Raw genomic sequence first — 17,671 nt, 5'->3', positions numbered from 1 at the left:
GGCTATCTCTCCTCTATCTTCTTCAACACTTTATTCTGAATCAGTGTTAATACAAGAATAAACACAAACAGAAGAATTGTTGCGGCCATAGCCGGACCATATCGATTATCAACATGGAAGGTAGTGAATATATAGAATACGGCAGTTGTCGCACTGTTTGCAATTCCCGCCTTACCATTAAAGATCGCAAAGACTTGAGTATATACTTTAAAGGCATTAATTAAGTTAACTGTTAACAGGAACGTTAATGTTGGGATAAGTTGAGGCAAAGTTATTCGGAATAATTTTTGAAGTTCCGTTGCACCAAACATATCAGCCACCTTATAGTATTCACGATCAATATTACGAAGCCCTGAGAGTAGAATGATTATATTAAACGCAAGACCATTCCAAATACCAAAAATGACCAGCGTCGGCAAACTCATCATAATATCGTCCAAGAAATTAATTGGACCTACATTTATAAAGCTTAATAGAAAGTTAATAAATCCATAAGAACCATTAAAGAGATAACGGAACACAACCCCAATCGCAATAACACTTGTTAAGTAAGGAATAAAGAAAATTGTTTCAAAGAAACTCTTATTCTTTATTTTTTCAAAAATAAGAAGTGCAATAAACATTGAAATAATTAAACAAATTGGAACTACAAGAAAGGCATAAACTGCAGTATTTCGCATTGCAATATGGAACTTTGGATCTTGTAATACATATTGATAATTACTAATGCCGGCTGGCTTCAAGTTTGTTAGTGTACCTGATTGAAATGACATGATTAACGCGCGGATTAATGGATATATATTAAATAAAGCAATAATCACCAAAGCAGGCAAAAGAAACAACCAAGCTTGTCTTTGATTTTCAGCGCTATACTTAAACTTCTTCATTAGTAGACCCTCTCGCCAGATTCTTTAAACATAAAGATACGTGGATAATTGAAATCGCAATTAACGATTGTTGCTGGATCGATTAATGATTCAATACTTACGATTCCCTTCGCATTTTTTGAACCAATTTTAAAATTAAGGATTCCTTCACGACCAATAAGTTCTACGGTTTCGATTTCAGTATTAAAAATTCCTTGTTCACTGAAAATGATATCTTCGGGACGAACTCCTAAAAGGTATGTTCCATCTGTTAAATCTGTTTTAATACGATCTTGTACAAGTGAGCTCTTATTAAATTCGAAAGTTTCGCCCATGATTGTGCCATTTTTAACTTCTACAGGAAGAATATTGATGACAGGATTACCAATAAATTGAGCCACAAATAAATTATTAGGTTCTAAATAAAGATTTTGAGGGTCATCATATTGTTGAATAACACCTTCGTTCATAAGAACGATTTTATCACTAATTGATAACGCTTCTTCTTGGTCATGCGTAACGAAAATTGTAGTAATGTTAATTTCCTTAACAAGACGACGAATTTCTTCACGAATTTTCAAGCGCAAACGTGCATCAAGGTTACTTAATGGTTCATCAAGTAATAAAATTGAAGGATTTTGAACTAAAGCACGTGTAATCGCTACACGTTGTTGCTGTCCACCAGACATTGTTCCTGGTTTTTTATTCGCTAATTCTTCAATATCTGTTAATGCCATATATTTACGAGCAATTTTTTCTGCTTCTTCTTTTGGCATTTTTTTATCACCTACGCGTAGTGGGAACATGACATTCTCTAATACTGTCATATGTGGGTAAAGTGCGTAGTTTTGAAATACAAAACCAATATCACGATCTTTTGGATGTTTATCAACCATTGAGACCCTTTCATTGTGAATTGTGCCATCCGTGGGGTCAAGTAAACCAGCAATTAAATTTAAAATTGTTGTTTTTCCACAACCACTTGGGCCAAGTAAGCAAACTAAATCACCTTTCTCAATTGAGAATGTAACTTGCTTTAATGCCTCAAAACCATTATCAAACACTTTCCGTAAGTCCTTGACTTCAATCATTCATCTTCCTCCTATAAACATAATATTACGTAATTTTAATAAATTCGATATTATTTATTTCGTGAACGACCACGAATTTTACGTACAATTGTTACATCATTATTATAACAGTCAATACACGTATTTGTGTTAAAAACCATTAACAATATTAAATAAACATGTGAAAAAAATATAAACCGTCACATAATCGCAACTTGAAGCGTATAAAAAAAGACACTCTAAATAGAGTGTCAAATTACCTGGCGATGAACTATCTTCACTAGCGCGTGGCTAGATATTGTCGCCGCTAAAGTGCTTAACTTCTGTGTTCGAGATGGGAACAGGTGTGACCACTTCGCTAAAATCACCAGATCATAGTGCATTAGAGAGATGAACTCTCAAAACTGAATAACAGAAATTTGATCTTTTTCGAATCGTTGTATCTTTGTGATTAAAACCTCGACCTATTAGTATCAGTCAGCTCCACATATCACTATGCTTCCACCTCTGACCTATCAACCTGATCGTCTCTCAGGGGTCTTACTACTTACGTATGGGAAATCTCATCTTGGAGTTGGCTTCGTGCTTAGATGCTTTCAGCGCTTATCCAGTCCATACTTAGCTACCCAGCGATGCCCTTGGCAGAACAACTGGTACACCAGCGGTATGTCCATCCCGGTCCTCTCGTACTAGGGACAGCGCTCCTCAAATTTCCTACGCCCACAACAGATAGGGACCGAACTGTCTCACGACGTTCTGAACCCAGCTCGCGTACCGCTTTAATGGGCGGACAGCCCAACCCTTGGAACCTAATTCAGCTCCAGGATGCGATGAGCCGACATCGAGGTGCCAAACCTCGCCGTCGATGTGAACTCTTGGGCGAGATTAGCCTGTTATCCCCAGGGTAGCTTTTATCCGTTAAGCGACGGCCCTTCCACTCGGAACCGCCGGATCACTAAGCCCGACTTTCGTCCCTGCTCGACTTGTAGGTCTCGCAGTCAAGCACCCTTCTGCCTTTACGCTCGTCGATTGATTTCCAACCAATCTGAGGGTACCTTTGGGCGCCTCCGTTACTCTTTAGGAGGCGACCGCCCCAGTCAAACTGCCCACCTGACACTCTCCCGGTACCGGATCACGGTACGCGGTTAGAACTTCAAACATACAAGAGTGGTATCCCAATGGCGACTCCACATATACTAGCGTACATGCTTCATAGTCTCCCACCTATCCTGTACATGTAGGTTCAAAGTTCAATATCAAGCTACAGTAAAGCTCCATGGGGTCTTTCCGTCTAGTTGCGGGTAACCGGCATCTTTACCGGTACTAAGATTTCACCGAGTCTGCTGCCGAGACAGCGCCCAAATCGTTACACCTTTCGTGCGGGTCGGAACTTACCCGACAAGGAATTTCGCTACCTTAGGACCGTTATAGTTACGGCCGCCGTTCACTGGGGCTTCAGTTCAATGCTTCGAACGAATTCTAACATATTCCCTTAACCTTCCAGCACCGGGCAGGTGTCACCCCCTATACTTCGTCTTGCGACTTTGCAGAGAGCTGTGTTTTAGTTAAACAGTCGCTTGGGCCTCTTCACTGCGGCTCTTACGAGCACCCCTTCTCCCGAAGTTACGGGGTCATTTTGCCGAGTTCCTTGGCAACAGTTCTCTCGCTCACCTTAGGATTCTCTCCTTGCCTACCTGTGTCGGTTTTGGTACGGGCCAATACATAATTAACGCTAGAAACTTTTCTTGAGAGCTGGCATCAGTTACTTCGCTACTTCCTCACGGGTTCACTCCTCGTAACGCCTTTGCTTTGCATGGCGGATTTGCCTACCATACAGCTCCTTCGCTTAAACCAGCACTTCCAGTCGCTGGCATAACCTAGCCTTCTCTGTCATTCCTTCACTTATGTATCGGGTACAGGAATATCAACCTGTTGTCCATCGACTACGCTTTTCAGCCTCATCTTAGGTCCCGACTTACCCAGGGAGGACGAGCCTTCCCCTGGAAACCTTAGGCAATCGGTGTGTCAGATTCTCACTGACATCTCGCTACTCACACCGGCATTCTCACTTCTATACACTCCACTGCTCCTTACGGTACAGCTTCAACGCAGTATAGAACGCTCCCCTACCATTTATTGAAACAATAAATCCATAGTTTCGGTATCATACTTAGCCCCGGTACATTTTCGGCGCAGGGTCACTCGACTAGTGAGCTGTTACGCACTCTTTAAAGGATGGCTGCTTCTGAGCCAACCTCCTAGTTGTCTGTGCATCCCCACATCCTTTTCCACTTAGCATGAATTTTGGGACCTTAACTGATGGTCTGGGCTGTTTCCCTTTCGACTACGGACCTTATCACCCATAGTCTGACTGCCAACTACTATCCACTGGCATTCGGAGTTTGATTATATTCAGTACCCCGAGATGGGGCCATCATACATTCAGTGCTCTACCTCCAGTGGCCTTACATTGACGCTAGCCCTAAAGCTATTTCGGGGAGAACCAGCTATATCTGAGTTCGATTGGAATTTCTCCGCTAGCCACAACTCATCCGCCAGCTTTTCAACGATGGTCGGTTCGGTCCTCCATTTGGTTTCACCCAAACTTCAACCTGGTCATGGCTAGATCGCTCAGTTTCGGGTCTACCACAATGTACTATATCGCCCTATTAAGACTCGCTTTCGCTTCGGCTCCGTCTCTTCAACTTAACCTCGCACATTATGAGTAACTCGCCGGTTCATTCTACAAAAGGCACGCCATCACCCATTAACGGGCTCTGACTTCTTGTAAGCATACGGTTTCAGGATCTATTTCACTCCGCTTCCGCGGTTCTTTTCACCTTTCCCTCACGGTACTGGTTCACTATCGGTCACTAAGGAGTATTTAGCCTTACCGGGTGGTCCCGGTTGATTCCGACAAGGTTTCTCGTGCCTCGCCGTACTCAGGATACCACTAGAGTATCTTACGCTTTCGTCTACAGGGTTTGCACCTTCTTTGACTGGCCTTTCAATGCCATTCGACTAGCTTCGATATCCCACGTTGTGGTCCTACTACCCCATCACGAAGATGGTTTGGGCTCTTCCCGTTTCGCTCGCCACTACTCAGGGAATCACTTTTGTTTTCTTTTCCTCTTGCTACTAAGATGTTTCAGTTCGCAAGGTTGCCTCATCATAAACTATGTATTCATTTATGTGTAATACTGCATAACCAGTATTGGGTTTCCCCATTCGGATACCCCCGGATCGTTGTGTACGTACCACTCCCCGAGGCATTTCGCTGTTAGTCGCGTCCTTCATCAGCTCTTAGTGCCTAGGCATCCACCGTACGCCCTTACATATTTAATCACATGTAATTTCGCGCCCTAATTCTTAAAATCAGGTTTTTTTTTAACGCTTATCGCTTGATAAGCTGTGTGTTTGCTTTGATTGCTTACTTAATTGCTTAAGTTACTGTTTTTGTTTAACTTGATGTAAATCTAGTTTTATACAACTATTCGAAAAGATCATGTTGATAACATTTATTTCTTTGTCTATCTCTTTTTCTTTTCTGTTATTCAGTTTTCAAAGATCATTTTTCTTGAGATTCCAACGGACTCTCAAAACTAAACAGGAAACTTTAGGTGTCAACTTCACGTCTTTCTAATTACTCCTTAGAAAGGAGGTGATCCATCCCCACCTTCCGGTAGGGATACCTTGTTACGACTTAACCCCAATCATCGATCCTACCTTCGACGGCTCCCTCCTAGTAAACTAGGTTAGGCCACCGGCTTCGGGTATTACCAACTCTCATGGTTTGACGGGCGGTGTGTACAAGGCCCGAGAACGTATTCACCGCGGCATTCTGATCGCGATTACTAGCGATTCCGACTTCATGGAGTCGAGTTGCAGACTCAATCCGAACTGAGACGTACTTTCTGAGATTCGCTCCGCATCGCTGCTTCGCTGCCCTCTGTATACGCCATTGTAGTACGTGTGTAGCCCAGATCATAAGGGGCATGATGATTTGACGTCATCCCCACCTTCCTCCGGTTTATCACCGGCAGTCTCTTTAGAGTCCCCAACTTAATGCTGGTAACTAAAGACAAGGGTTGCGCTCGTTGCGGGACTTAACCCAACATCTCACGACACGAGCTGACGACAACCATGCACCACCTGTATCCGCCATAACTATTACACATCTCTGTGCTTTTGCGCGGTATGTCAAGACCTGGTAAGGTTCTTCGCGTTGCTTCGAATTAAACCACATACTCCACCGCTTGTGCGGGCCCCCGTCAATTCCTTTGAGTTTTACGCTTGCGCGCATACTCCCCAGGCGGGATACTTATTGCGTTAACTACAGCACTGAATTTCTCCAACACTTAGTATCCATCGTTTACGGCGTGGACTACTAGGGTATCTAATCCTATTTGCTCCCCACGCTTTCGAGCCTCAGCGTCAGTTACAGGCCAGTTAGCCGCCTTCGCCACTGGTGTTCCTCCATATATCTACGCATTTTACCGCTACACATGGAATTCCACTAACCTCTCCTGCACTCTAGTCTACCAGTTTCTATGGCATCACGGGGTTAAGCCCCGAACTTTAACCATAAACTTGATAAACCGCCTGCGCTCCCTTTACGCCCAATAATTCCGGATAACGCTTGCCACCTACGTATTACCGCGGCTGCTGGCACGTAGTTAGCCGTGGCTTTCTGGTAAGGTACCGTCATATAAGAAGCATTCCCTCTTCCTATCGTTCTTCCCTTACAACAGAGCTTTACAACCCGAAGGCCGTCTTCACTCACGCGGCGTTGCTCGGTCAGGGTTTCCCCCATTGCCGAAAATTCCCTACTGCTGCCTCCCGTAGGAGTCTGGGCCGTGTCTCAGTCCCAGTGTGGCCGGTCACCCTCTCAGGTCGGCTACGCATCATCGTCTTGGTAAGCCGTTACCTTACCAACTAACTAATGCGCCATAAGCCCATCTCGTTGTGATGTATCCCATCTTTAATTAATCTAAGATGTCTTAGATTAACGTATCCGGTATTAGCAGAAGTTTCCCTCTGTTATCCCAGGCATCGAGGCAGGTTGCTTATGTATTACTCACCCGTTCGCCACTAAGTTCCAAGGAGCAAGCTCCTCTTCACTTCGTTCGACTTGCATGTATTAGGCACGCCGCCAGCGTTCATCCTGAGCCAGGATCAAACTCTCCATTTGATTCTTTCTCTTTTTAACTCTGACGAGTTTTGTTTATTTATTTATCCGTATTTCTTTTTGAAATTGACATTTCCTGTTTAGTTTTCAAAGACCATTTTCCGCACTCGGTTTCCCTTAGCGCTTGTATATAATACCACCCTCTTTAGCCACCGTCAACACTATTTTCACTTTATTTTGTTTTATTTTATTTGGTTCTTTTACATCACGAATCAATAATTTTTTCTTCCTTATATATATGCGCTACAACAAACAAAGGAAAATAAAGAAAAAAGGCATTCCTGCCTTAGATTGTTTCTACATAATTATCATCATATGATGCAAACATATTTAATAATTCAGTTTTCGAAAGTTTGGATTTTTCATCATTTGAAATATCACGGATGATCGTACCATTATGAAACATCAATAATCGCGTACCATAATCAAGTGCATGCTGTAGATTATGCGTTACCATAATGGTCGTAATTTTTCGTTTACTTACCATCTCCTGAGTAAGTTTAATGATGGATTCCGAACTTTTTGGATCCAGTGCTGCTGTATGCTCATCAAGAAGTAATAAGTTTGGATTATTCATTAAAGCCATTAGTAATGACAACGCTTGGCGCTGCCCTCCTGAAAGTTGACCAACTTGGACATGCAATTTATCTTCAAGTCCTAAATCTAGCGATTTCAATAACGCGATAAATTCTGATTCATTTTTATGGTTAATCGCCTTTTTTAAACTCATGAGTTTCCCTTTATTTGAAGCAAGAGACAGATTTTCTAACACAGTCAGCGAAGGTGATGTTCCGGCCATCGGATCTTGGTATACGCGTGAAATTGTTTTAAAACGTTCGTGATTCTTCATTTTTAAAAGATTCTGACCCATAAATATCAAGTCACCTTTATCAGGATCGATTTGGCCACATATTAAATTGAGTAACGTTGATTTTCCACTACCATTCGAGCCAATAATTGTGACAAACTCACCCTCATCAACTTGAAGATTCACATTTTGGTAAAGCTTCGTCTCCATTGGGGTATTTCGATTGAACGCTTTTGAAATGTTATTAAGCTGTAACATGTCGTTTCTCCTTCGTATCCATACGTTTTGGAAGTTTAATTTTATTCAGCATAATTGCTCCGATGAAGATTGCAACGGTCATCAGTTTCATGAACTGTGCATCAATTCCCATTCGAATTGCAAATGCTACAATTAGACGGTAAACAATCGCTCCAAAAATAACCATTGTTGTTGATTTTAATTTAGTTCTTCCTAAAATTGTTGTCCCCAAAATTACAGAGGATAATCCCAAGACAACCATTCCTGTTCCAAGCGAGATATCAAAATACTTATTCACTGAAACAGCCAAGCCTCCACTAAATGCAACAATCGCATTCGCTAAAGCCAAGCCCATGATTTTCACTACACCAACATTGTGGCCAAGTGAGGTAACCAGTTGCTCATTGTCACCCGTAACTTTGAGTAAATAGCCCGTTTTAGTTGTCAACAGTTGATCGATGATTACCTTTATTATAAGTACGAGAATCGCCATGATAATGAGTTGAAAGTTATTAATTATAAAATTGGGTGCTCCGATTTGTTCTAACCATTGCGTAGAAAAGATTGTTTCAAATTTAAAAAGCGGAATGTTAGGTTTTCCTCTAGCTACAACTAAATTAATAGAGTAAAGTCCTGTCATCACTAAAATACCACTCAATAATGACGATATACCAAATTTCACATGAAACACCCCTGTTACAACACCCGCGGACGCACCGGCAATTGTTGAAATAAGTAATGCTAACCACGGGTTAAATCCATTTAGAATTAAAACAGCACTCACCGCTGCCCCCAGCGGATATGTACCATCTACGGACAAATCCGGAATATCTAAAATTTTATAGGAGATAAGAACTCCCATCGATAAAATTCCATATAGAAATCCTTGAATTAAGATGTCTGAAATAAATGAAGCATTAATAAGTCCCATTATTGAATTACCGCCCTTTCACATACCGTTTCTGGAATACTGATACCAAGTTTCGATGCAACGTTTTCACTTACGAATAATTCCGTTTGTTCGGAAACATAAACCGGAATTGATGAAATCGCTGTTCTATTTACTAAAATTTCGTAAGCCATTTCCCCAGCTTTTTCGCCAAGGTGTCTATAACTTACCGAATCTGAAGCGAGAATACCTTGATCAAACTGTCCAACCTCTGCCATAAATACAGGTTTATTGACACCATTTGCAGTATCTACCACAAGTCCCGTAGCGGCAGCAATCATATTATCGTTTACGATATAAATTGCATCGGTCTCTTGAACTAATTGTTGTGTTGCAATCGCAATCTCGTTAGCCTGACTTACACCTTTTTCAATCACATTAATTTCTAAATCTTGTGCAATACCACGCACTTCATCAATCTGATTTCTACTATTAATTTCGCTTGTATTGAATAATATTCCTATATTTTTAGCGTCTGGAAGTATTTCTTTAATCAGCGCAACTTGTTTCGACAGCGGCGGTAAATCACTAACCCCTGTTAAGTTGCCTCCTGGTTGCATTAAATCATCGACTAAGCCCGCTTGTTTCGCATCCGATACAGCACTAAAGATGACTGGGATTTCTGTTTTTTCAACTGCATTCATCGCTGCTTGAGCAGCTGGTGTTGCAATTACAAATATTAGATCAACAGAATCACGTACAAACTGATTTGCAATGAGATGTGCAGTACCGACATCCTCATTCGCATTTTTAACTTCAAGTGAAATCTTATCGGTCAAGCCATGATCATCAAGACCTTTTTTAAATCCTTCTAATGAATCTGCTAGTGCTGGGTGTTCAGCCCATTGAATAACACCAATTCTCATTTCCTTCTGTTTACTATCCATGCACCCTGTAAGTACAAGTCCCCCTATAAGCATCAATATTATTTTTTTCATTTTTTTCTCCTCTTTCAATCCAACAAAAAAGCCATGTACAGAAATCTACACGGCTTTGTTAAGATGATACGAGATTGATGGGAGCCTGTAGATTTTAGTAACACAAAATAGCTAATATCCACGCGGCATATTAACTAATTAACTAAAATAATAATAGTAGCTCCATTGTTGGGCTTGATTTAAATTGTTTATATTTTTCATTGGAATACCCAACCTTTCGTTACAACCATAACACTGTTGTTTTTTAGATGCAAGTACTTTTTCAGTTTTATTCATTTCTTACATTATTAATGAATATCTTTTCATTTCAACTCATTACGTTCCTCAAGTAAAGCAGGAATCTCAATACCAAACTCTCTTGCAACCGCTTTATTTATAAACAATTTTGTCTTATCTGAAATTAAAATAGAAAGATTATTTGGATTTACCTGATGCACAAGGATTTTACAGATTAGATCACCCGCCGATTCCCCTGGATCAAAGTAACTTAACGATTCCGTCGCTAAAATCCCCTCATCAAGCTGACCATCTTCCGAGGCAAACACCGGTACCTTGTATTTTGAAGCAATATCCACAATATTCGCAGTTGACGCAACAACCATGTTATCTGTTATGTTGAAAATAACATCTACCTTTTCTGCTAACTGTTGAGTTGCAATTGGTAATTCTTGCATACTTGTGACCCCAATCGAAAGGACTTCTAAATCTTTTTCGAAGGAAGTGATGACTTCAACTTGAGTCACAGAATTAATTTCACCAATATTATAAACAATCCCCATTCGCTTCGCTTCAGGTAAGAGTGCTTTAATAAGCGCTAACTGTTTTTCAACGGGCGTTTGATCACTAACTCCCGTAACAAACTGCCCAGGTTGTTCCATAGAATCAACAAGTCCTGCGGAAACTGGATCCGTAACCGCGTTAAAAACTACTGGAATGCTTGTTCCTTCCGTCGCATTTTTAGCGCTTTGTGCGGAATTTGTTCCAATTGCATAGATTAAGTCCACGTTTTGAGATACAAAACCACGAGCCATCAATTCATTATTTCCGTTTTCTCCTTGTGCATTTTGATAAATAATTCGATAGTTTTCACTTCCTATAATCTTATCTAACTTAACCTTCATCCCTTCATAAGCCGCATCCAACGATGGATGATCTGCGAATTGTAACACACCAATCGTATATAAATCTTTTTGTTTTGTACTATTACAGCCTACCAATATTAGTAGAAGCATACAGAGTATCATTGTTTTTTTCATCGTTTCCTCCTTCAAACAAAAAAAGCTGCAAATGCAGCTTTTTGATTAGTGAGCTACATTCGATTAACCTGGGAAAAAGGGTTAATACCGTGTAGCGATATTAACCTTTATCTAAAGTAAAAGAAAGAGCTGTTTTGTTTGTGATGTATGTTGGTCATAGGACACCAACCTTTCTGTAAAGAAATTTTAACATGTTTGGTTTGTTGTTTCAATGTTTTTCTGATAATTTGAGTGTCATTTACATTATTATGTAACAAACTTTCATAATTGTGGTATAATTCTAATATATTTAAAGGAGAATTATATCACAATGTATACATGGAATTTAGACGCCCTTTATAAAGGGTATGACGCAGACTACACTTCAGATGTAGAAAAGCTCAAAACAATTATTAAATCAATGAATGACTTAGCACCCAACCTTACAAATTGTAAGGACTTAGAGGCCTTTATCACTCTCGATTCAGAACTCAATACACTTGCAAATTCACTCGTAAGTTTCGCAAGTTTACAGATTTCAGCAAACGCAAGTGACAATGAAAGCAATCGCCATATGGGACAACTCCAAAACATACTCAGCGAAACATCACGCGCATACGCTCTTTTCAGTCAATTCATGTCTGATTCAAAAGAGGTATTTCCGCAATGGGTTTCGGAAAGTCCATTAGTTAAAGAACATGAATTTATCTTGCAAGAAATGATCGACCTCAGCAAGCATAATTTAAGCCCTGATGTTGAGGAGGTCATTTCTAAATTGAATATTAATGGCGCAAGCGCTTGGAATCAATTATTTGGTCATCTCACTTCAATGACAACAATTGAATTTAATGGTGAAAAACACACGATGGCTTCAATTCGTAACCTTGCATACGCTCACGATCCCAAGATTCGTAAAGATGCTTATTATAAAGAATTAGAATTGTATGAAAAGATGGATGATTCCATCGCATTCGCACTGAACAGCATCAAAGGTACTGTAAATACGATTTCCGACTTACGTGGCTACGAATCAGCACTTGAAAAAACGCTTTTCGATTCAAGAATGAGCAAGAAAACACTCGATGCTTTGTTGGAGGCTATTGAAGCGTATCTTCCTGTATTTAGGAAATATCTAAAACATAAAGCCCATCTCATGAATCATGAAAACGGACTACCTTGGTATGATCTTTTTGCACCTTTTGAAACCAAAAACCCAAAAACGTATACAGTTGAAGACTCCAAAGAAATGATTCTTAATAGCTTTGCAGTGTTCTCAGATGATCTTGCAGATATGGCGAAAACTGCTTACGAAGATGCATGGATTGACTTTTTACCTCGCGAAGGAAAACGTAGCGGTGCTTTCTGTAGTAACCAATCACAGATAAAACAAAGTTACGTTCTTACGAACTTTGACGGTTCAATCTCGGATATTGTTACGATTGCCCATGAATTAGGGCACGCATACCATGGCATGATGATTGAAGATCTGCCAATACTAAACACAAGCTACTCAATGCCTGTAGCAGAAACCGCATCAACATTCTGCGAAAACATTGTCTTCAATGCCGCACTCAAAGCATCGAGCGACGAAGAAAAACTCGTGTTAATTGAAAACTCACTACAAGATTTAACACAAATTATCGTTGACATTTTATCACGATTTAAGTTCGAATCCGAAGTCTTCGAACGCCGTAAAACTGAATTTTTATTCCCTAAAGATTTGAAAGAAATTATGATCGAAGCACAACGTCAAACCTATGGAGATGGCCTCGACGCAAGCACGTATCACCCTTATATGTGGGCATGTAAAGGACACTATTATAGTGGCGGGTTAAGTTATTACAACTTCCCTTACGCATTTGGTGGTTTATTCGCATTAGGTCTTTACGCTAAGTTTGAAAAAGAAGGCGAAGCATTTGTTCCGGCATACCGAAACCTTCTAAAAGCTACAACAACTGCATCCTGTGAAGATGTCGCTGCACAAGCAGACATCGATGTTACAGATGTAGATTTCTGGAAATCAAGTCTCCAAGTTGCGGCAGATCGCATCGAAATGTTTATCGAACTAACTCAATAACAACAAACAATCAGACATTAAAAAACCATAATCACAATAGTGACTATGGTTTTTTTTATATTTTTAAAGCATACGACCTGAACGATCAAAACGATATCGAGTACCATTAATCGTCATTGTTTTATCTGAAACCATCACACAGTCAGAAGGATTTAAATAATACCAAGCACCACCCAGCTTAATCCAGCCTTTTTGAAGTGCTCCAGAACCCGTAGCATAATACCATTTTTGATTCAGCTTTACCCACTGATTGGCATGCATTACAGAATCCGTTCCAAAAGCATAACTTGAACCACCGATTCGATGAACACCACGTGCGGTTCCACCATGACTTAAGAAGTAGTACCATTTACCACCCGACTTCTTCCATTGATTGGTCAATGCCGCACCTGAATCCGATACATAGGACCAAGTACCACTTGCATTTTTATACCACTGGTTTGAAAGCATTTTGGTACTTGAATCAAATACATACCAATTACCGTTAATCTTCTTCCAACCCGTAATCATTTCACTATTTGCATCAGCATAATACCATTTCCCACTGACTTTAACCCATGCATTTTTTACAGCCGCACCACCTGAATTGAGATAATGCCACTTCCCTTTAGAATTTTTAATCCATTTATTTGCTTTCATATCTGCATCAGAACCAAATTCATACCATGAACCTTTTACTAGATGAAGACCCGAACGAAGCATTTTGCCATCATTTCCAGCATAATACCATTTTCCTGCGGATTTAAACCATTCATTCTTCAATGCTTTACCATACGTACCAAGGTAACTCCAACGCCCTTGAGCATCTTTAGTCCATGTACTCGAATACATAACACCTGTACTGTTATTAAAGAGATAATAACTTCCACCAATTTCTCGCCACCCTTTTACAGGTGTATTGTTTTCATAATAGAGCCATTTCGCTCCATCTTTAACCCAGCCCTTTTTAGGCGCTGTTGGGGTCGTTTCAGTTGCGAGATAATCTTGTGATACATATCCAATTTGATTTTTATAGACAACTTTTGCCCATCCATTTGTAGTTGGATATGCTTGAACAACGGTCTTTGCAGGAATTGTAGCTAAGACACGATTCGAGGTTCCCCAACCACTACGCATATTGAGATCTTGTGTTACAGTGTATTTCTTTGACGATTCCGCTACCGTAATGCGCGTGCTTGGAGCATTTGATTTCTTTACACCATTTGATTTAATTTTAACCCGTACACTATTTGCAATATAACCAAAGTTTGCCGGTAAATCTACAGGCATTGCTTTAACGGATACTGAGCCATTTACTACTGGCATTGATAAATATGTTTTCATAAAACCAGCTGAATCACCGAGATCAAGAACAACTTGATGGTTCAAACCGGAATTTGTTGCATAATAAACACCTGAATGCGTATTCGCACCTTTATATACAGGCGTACTTGTTTGATTGTTGATACGTGCTAAAGCATAGCCATTATGGTCCTTAAAACCTGCTGCACGATCCGTTGTATAAGCGATACCCGCTACTTTAATACCATAAAACGGGTCCGAAGCATAACGAACGGTGATTCCAGAACCCTTATTTCCAAAACTCAGTCCAGCATTACGCCACTCTCCAACATCAAAATAAGAACTTAATTGTTTAGACATATGATAATTAATACTGTTATAGACACCTGTATAAGTAAGTGCTTGGCTTGGATCAGAATCAACCGCATTCCAACCAAACAAATTGAATCTGTTTTTAGCCAACCACGAAGTTCCATAAGCAGATTCATGTGCAGCTTGTGCAAATAACAGGAGTGGGTTCATACCATAAAGATGACCACTTTCAATAAATGCTTGTTCATTTCCAAACATAATTGAGTCTGTTTTATCAAGATAACGTAGGCGCGCGTTTAAATCATCCGCACTAATATTTGAGAAACTACGAACCGGAAGCCATTGATAATACGCATAAAATTCTCCCGGTTGGTTCCCGTCCATTATAGGTTTTTTCAGTTCCTTATCGCTAAAGAAATGGACACCATCTTCGGAATAGTATGGATTACCGGATTCAGGAAGCCAAGAAGGTGCTTGCGCATATGTAATTCCTTGTTCTCCACTTTGGGCGTAGGTTTGAGAGAAGTATAATGATATTTCTCCATTTTTCACCCAATAGTAATCTGGAGCGACGACTTTTCGATAACCATCGTCATCAAGATTTCCACCCAAATAAACTGGAATTTTTTTATCGATATAGTGCATCGGAATTAAATCAACTTTATTAAGATCAACATACCCTTCCGCACCTTGAATATTAACCCGAATTACTGGCTTTCCAGAGTCCGTTAATTCAGTCCCTTTATACTGCATTTTATAATTACTTGAGATATAAGTAAGCGCAGATCCCGAAAGATTACGATTACTATAGATGTTTAATGTTTCAGTACTTGCAAGATCTTTAATTTCCCCTTTGCGACTTGGAAGTGAATGCGCATATCCTGAACTCATGGCCACAATCCCCAAATGACTCAAACCAGCCATCGACGTCACAACATAACCACTTCCGAGTTGGTTCATTTTATTTATGGCATCATTAAGATTATTACTTACAAAATCTGCTTTTCCCGTTGCAATACTACCATCATCCATAATTTTCTTAACAGAATAGGTATGGGTAGCACTGGTTTCACGAATGAGATGACTTGATGAATCAAAATAATACGAAACATCTCCAACTTTTTTCCATTGTGATTTCGCTGCCTTACCATCTGAGCCTAAGTAATAAGAATAACCTCCGGATTGAGTCCATTGGTCTTTAAGCATTACTGATTTAGAATTAAATAAATACCAGACACCACCTATTTGAGCCCAATCATTTTTGACCGCACTCCCACTTTTACTAAAATAATACCAATCATCACCGCTTTGATGCCATGCTTGTGACTTCATTTCACCATCCGGTCTGAAGAAATACCAATATCCCCCAATTTCTTTCCAATTTTTGATTGGGTTTCCATTTTCACAGTAAAACCAAGCAGCCCCTTTTTGTACCCAACCGTCTTGGACACAAAGACTTGAAACCGCCTTTAAGGTATTCAAAGGTGCTTTTGAAGGAACTTCAGGTTGAATTTCAGGATCCACCTCAGGTTCTTCAGGTTCCAATTTAGATGGTTCCTCTATAATTTCTGACTCTTCTTCTTTTTCAAATTCAATTTTATGATTTAAATCAACTTCCTGATTCACATCAGTACTTAATGATGCATCCGGTTCATCAAATGCTAATGTATTATAAGTAACTGAAGTAACAAGCATTACTAACGTTAAAAACAACGCTAGAAATCTCTTTCTTTCCATAAACAAAACCTCCTCGACAATAATAGTATTATAAACTATTCTTCTGATATAAAGTACTCTAACAAAGAATCATATATTAATTAATCTTAATTTTACCATGAATTCTCAAGAATATGAAAAAAAGCACTCTCTCGAGTGCTTTATCGTGCGCCACTTCCTGTTAGAACCACACGAATTGTTTTGAAGATAATCACGATATCTTGTTTAAATGAAAACGCATTGAGATACTCTCGATCAAACACAAGTTTCTCAGCAGGAGTAATGTCATACCCACCATTAACTTGAGCCCATCCGGTAATCCCTGGCTTAACAAGAAGTCTTTCTTTAAAGCCTGGTATTTCCGATTCAAACTGATCCGTTAAATCTTTACGTTCTGGACGAGGACCAATAATACTCATTTCCCCAATTAATACATTTAAGAATTGTGGAAGCTCATCAATACGTACTTTACGAATAAAGCGTCCCACTTTCGTAATACGCGGATCATTTTTCTCGGCCCAAACAGCACCAGTATTGACCTCGGCATCGACACGCATCGATCGTAATTTATGGATCTTGAATTCTTTACCTGCTTGTCCTACACGTTGTTGCGTATAGAAAGCAGGACCCTTAGAATCCACCTTAACAATAATTGCGAAAATCACAACAATTATAATAATAATTGGTGAAAACAATAGTGTTAAGATAAGATCGAAAAATCGTTTTAAATAAACGTATGGGTGTTTTTTCTTAAACTCTTGATACTTTTCCATTAATTCTTTATTCTCATTAGCATCGGAGTTGTTGTTTATCATATTTTCCATCCTCATTATCTTAACAGAATGTTTATTGCTTAATAAACACTGCTTTTTATATATTTTACAAACAGGTCAATTATAGCATATTCGCCCTATCCTAACAAGGTTATGTGCGGGTTCGGAATCAGAAACAAAGAAAAAGAATCTTTCGATTCTCCCTCTTTAACTGTTATCTT

Annotated in this window: 9 protein-coding genes and 3 rRNA genes; 1 reads left to right on the top strand and 11 read right to left on the bottom strand. The window is 39.7% G+C overall.

Annotated features, from left to right (window positions below):
• Nucleotides 1-2: 2 nt before the first annotated feature.
• The 9 genes from LLS04_RS05450 to LLS04_RS05410 all read right to left on the bottom strand — a co-directional run bounded on the left by LLS04_RS05450 (nt 3) and on the right by LLS04_RS05410 (nt 11,312).
• Nucleotides 3-887, bottom strand: a complete 885-nt coding sequence (locus LLS04_RS05450) for a carbohydrate ABC transporter permease (protein ID WP_003772994.1) — start codon at nt 885-887, stop codon at nt 3-5.
• Nucleotides 887-1,957 carry an ABC transporter ATP-binding protein gene (locus tag LLS04_RS05445; RefSeq protein WP_323610670.1) on the bottom strand — a complete coding sequence of 357 codons (1,071 nt, stop codon included), beginning with the start codon at nt 1,955-1,957 and terminating at the stop codon, nt 887-889. Before LLS04_RS05445 ends, LLS04_RS05450 begins: the two co-directional genes overlap by 1 nt.
• 237 nt (nt 1,958-2,194) lie before the next feature.
• Nucleotides 2,195-2,308 (bottom strand): 5S ribosomal RNA (gene rrf / locus LLS04_RS05440).
• Nucleotides 2,309-2,383: 75 nt separating this feature from the next.
• A 23S ribosomal RNA gene (locus LLS04_RS05435) occupies nt 2,384-5,281 on the bottom strand.
• Between the two features lie 309 nt (nt 5,282-5,590).
• Nucleotides 5,591-7,127, bottom strand: a 16S ribosomal RNA gene (locus LLS04_RS05430).
• The 16S, 23S and 5S rRNA genes sit together here, the layout of an rRNA operon.
• A 283-nt stretch (nt 7,128-7,410) precedes the next feature.
• Nucleotides 7,411-8,190 carry an ABC transporter ATP-binding protein gene (locus LLS04_RS05425; RefSeq protein WP_323610669.1) on the bottom strand — a complete coding sequence of 260 codons (780 nt, stop codon included), beginning with the start codon at nt 8,188-8,190 and terminating at the stop codon, nt 7,411-7,413.
• Complete coding sequence (locus LLS04_RS05420) at nt 8,177-9,100, bottom strand: ABC transporter permease (protein ID WP_323610668.1); 924 nt, start codon at nt 9,098-9,100, stop codon at nt 8,177-8,179. The genes LLS04_RS05425 and LLS04_RS05420 overlap by 14 nt, the downstream gene beginning before the upstream one ends.
• Nucleotides 9,100-10,056: an ABC transporter substrate-binding protein gene (locus LLS04_RS05415; RefSeq protein WP_323610667.1), complete on the bottom strand. Its 957-nt coding sequence runs from the start codon at nt 10,054-10,056 to the stop codon at nt 9,100-9,102. Before LLS04_RS05415 ends, LLS04_RS05420 begins: the two co-directional genes overlap by 1 nt.
• A 302-nt stretch (nt 10,057-10,358) precedes the next feature.
• A complete protein-coding gene (locus LLS04_RS05410; RefSeq protein ID WP_323610666.1) occupies nt 10,359-11,312 on the bottom strand; it encodes an ABC transporter substrate-binding protein in 954 nt (317 codons plus the stop codon).
• Nucleotides 11,313-11,622: 310 nt separating this feature from the next.
• Here LLS04_RS05410 and LLS04_RS05405 point away from each other — a divergent pair, with 310 nt between their 5' ends.
• Complete coding sequence (locus tag LLS04_RS05405; protein ID WP_323610665.1) at nt 11,623-13,368, top strand: M3 family oligoendopeptidase; 1,746 nt, start codon at nt 11,623-11,625, stop codon at nt 13,366-13,368.
• Between the two features lie 63 nt (nt 13,369-13,431).
• Here LLS04_RS05405 and LLS04_RS05400 read toward each other — a convergent pair whose 3' ends face one another.
• Both LLS04_RS05400 and LLS04_RS05395 read right to left on the bottom strand, forming a co-directional pair.
• Complete coding sequence (locus tag LLS04_RS05400; protein ID WP_323610664.1) at nt 13,432-16,698, bottom strand: glucosaminidase domain-containing protein; 3,267 nt, start codon at nt 16,696-16,698, stop codon at nt 13,432-13,434.
• Nucleotides 16,699-16,838: 140 nt separating this feature from the next.
• A complete protein-coding gene (locus LLS04_RS05395; RefSeq protein ID WP_323610663.1) occupies nt 16,839-17,492 on the bottom strand; it encodes a sugar transferase in 654 nt (217 codons plus the stop codon).
• Nucleotides 17,493-17,671 lie beyond the last annotated feature (179 nt).

Origin of the sequence: Erysipelothrix enhydrae (genome assembly GCF_035066605.1) — a bacterium.
Taxonomy (GTDB): domain Bacteria; phylum Bacillota_I; class Bacilli_A; order Erysipelotrichales; family Erysipelotrichaceae; genus Erysipelothrix; species Erysipelothrix amsterdamensis.
The sequence above is the reverse complement of the archived record's forward strand: the minus strand, read 5'-3'. Positions and strand labels throughout refer to the sequence as shown.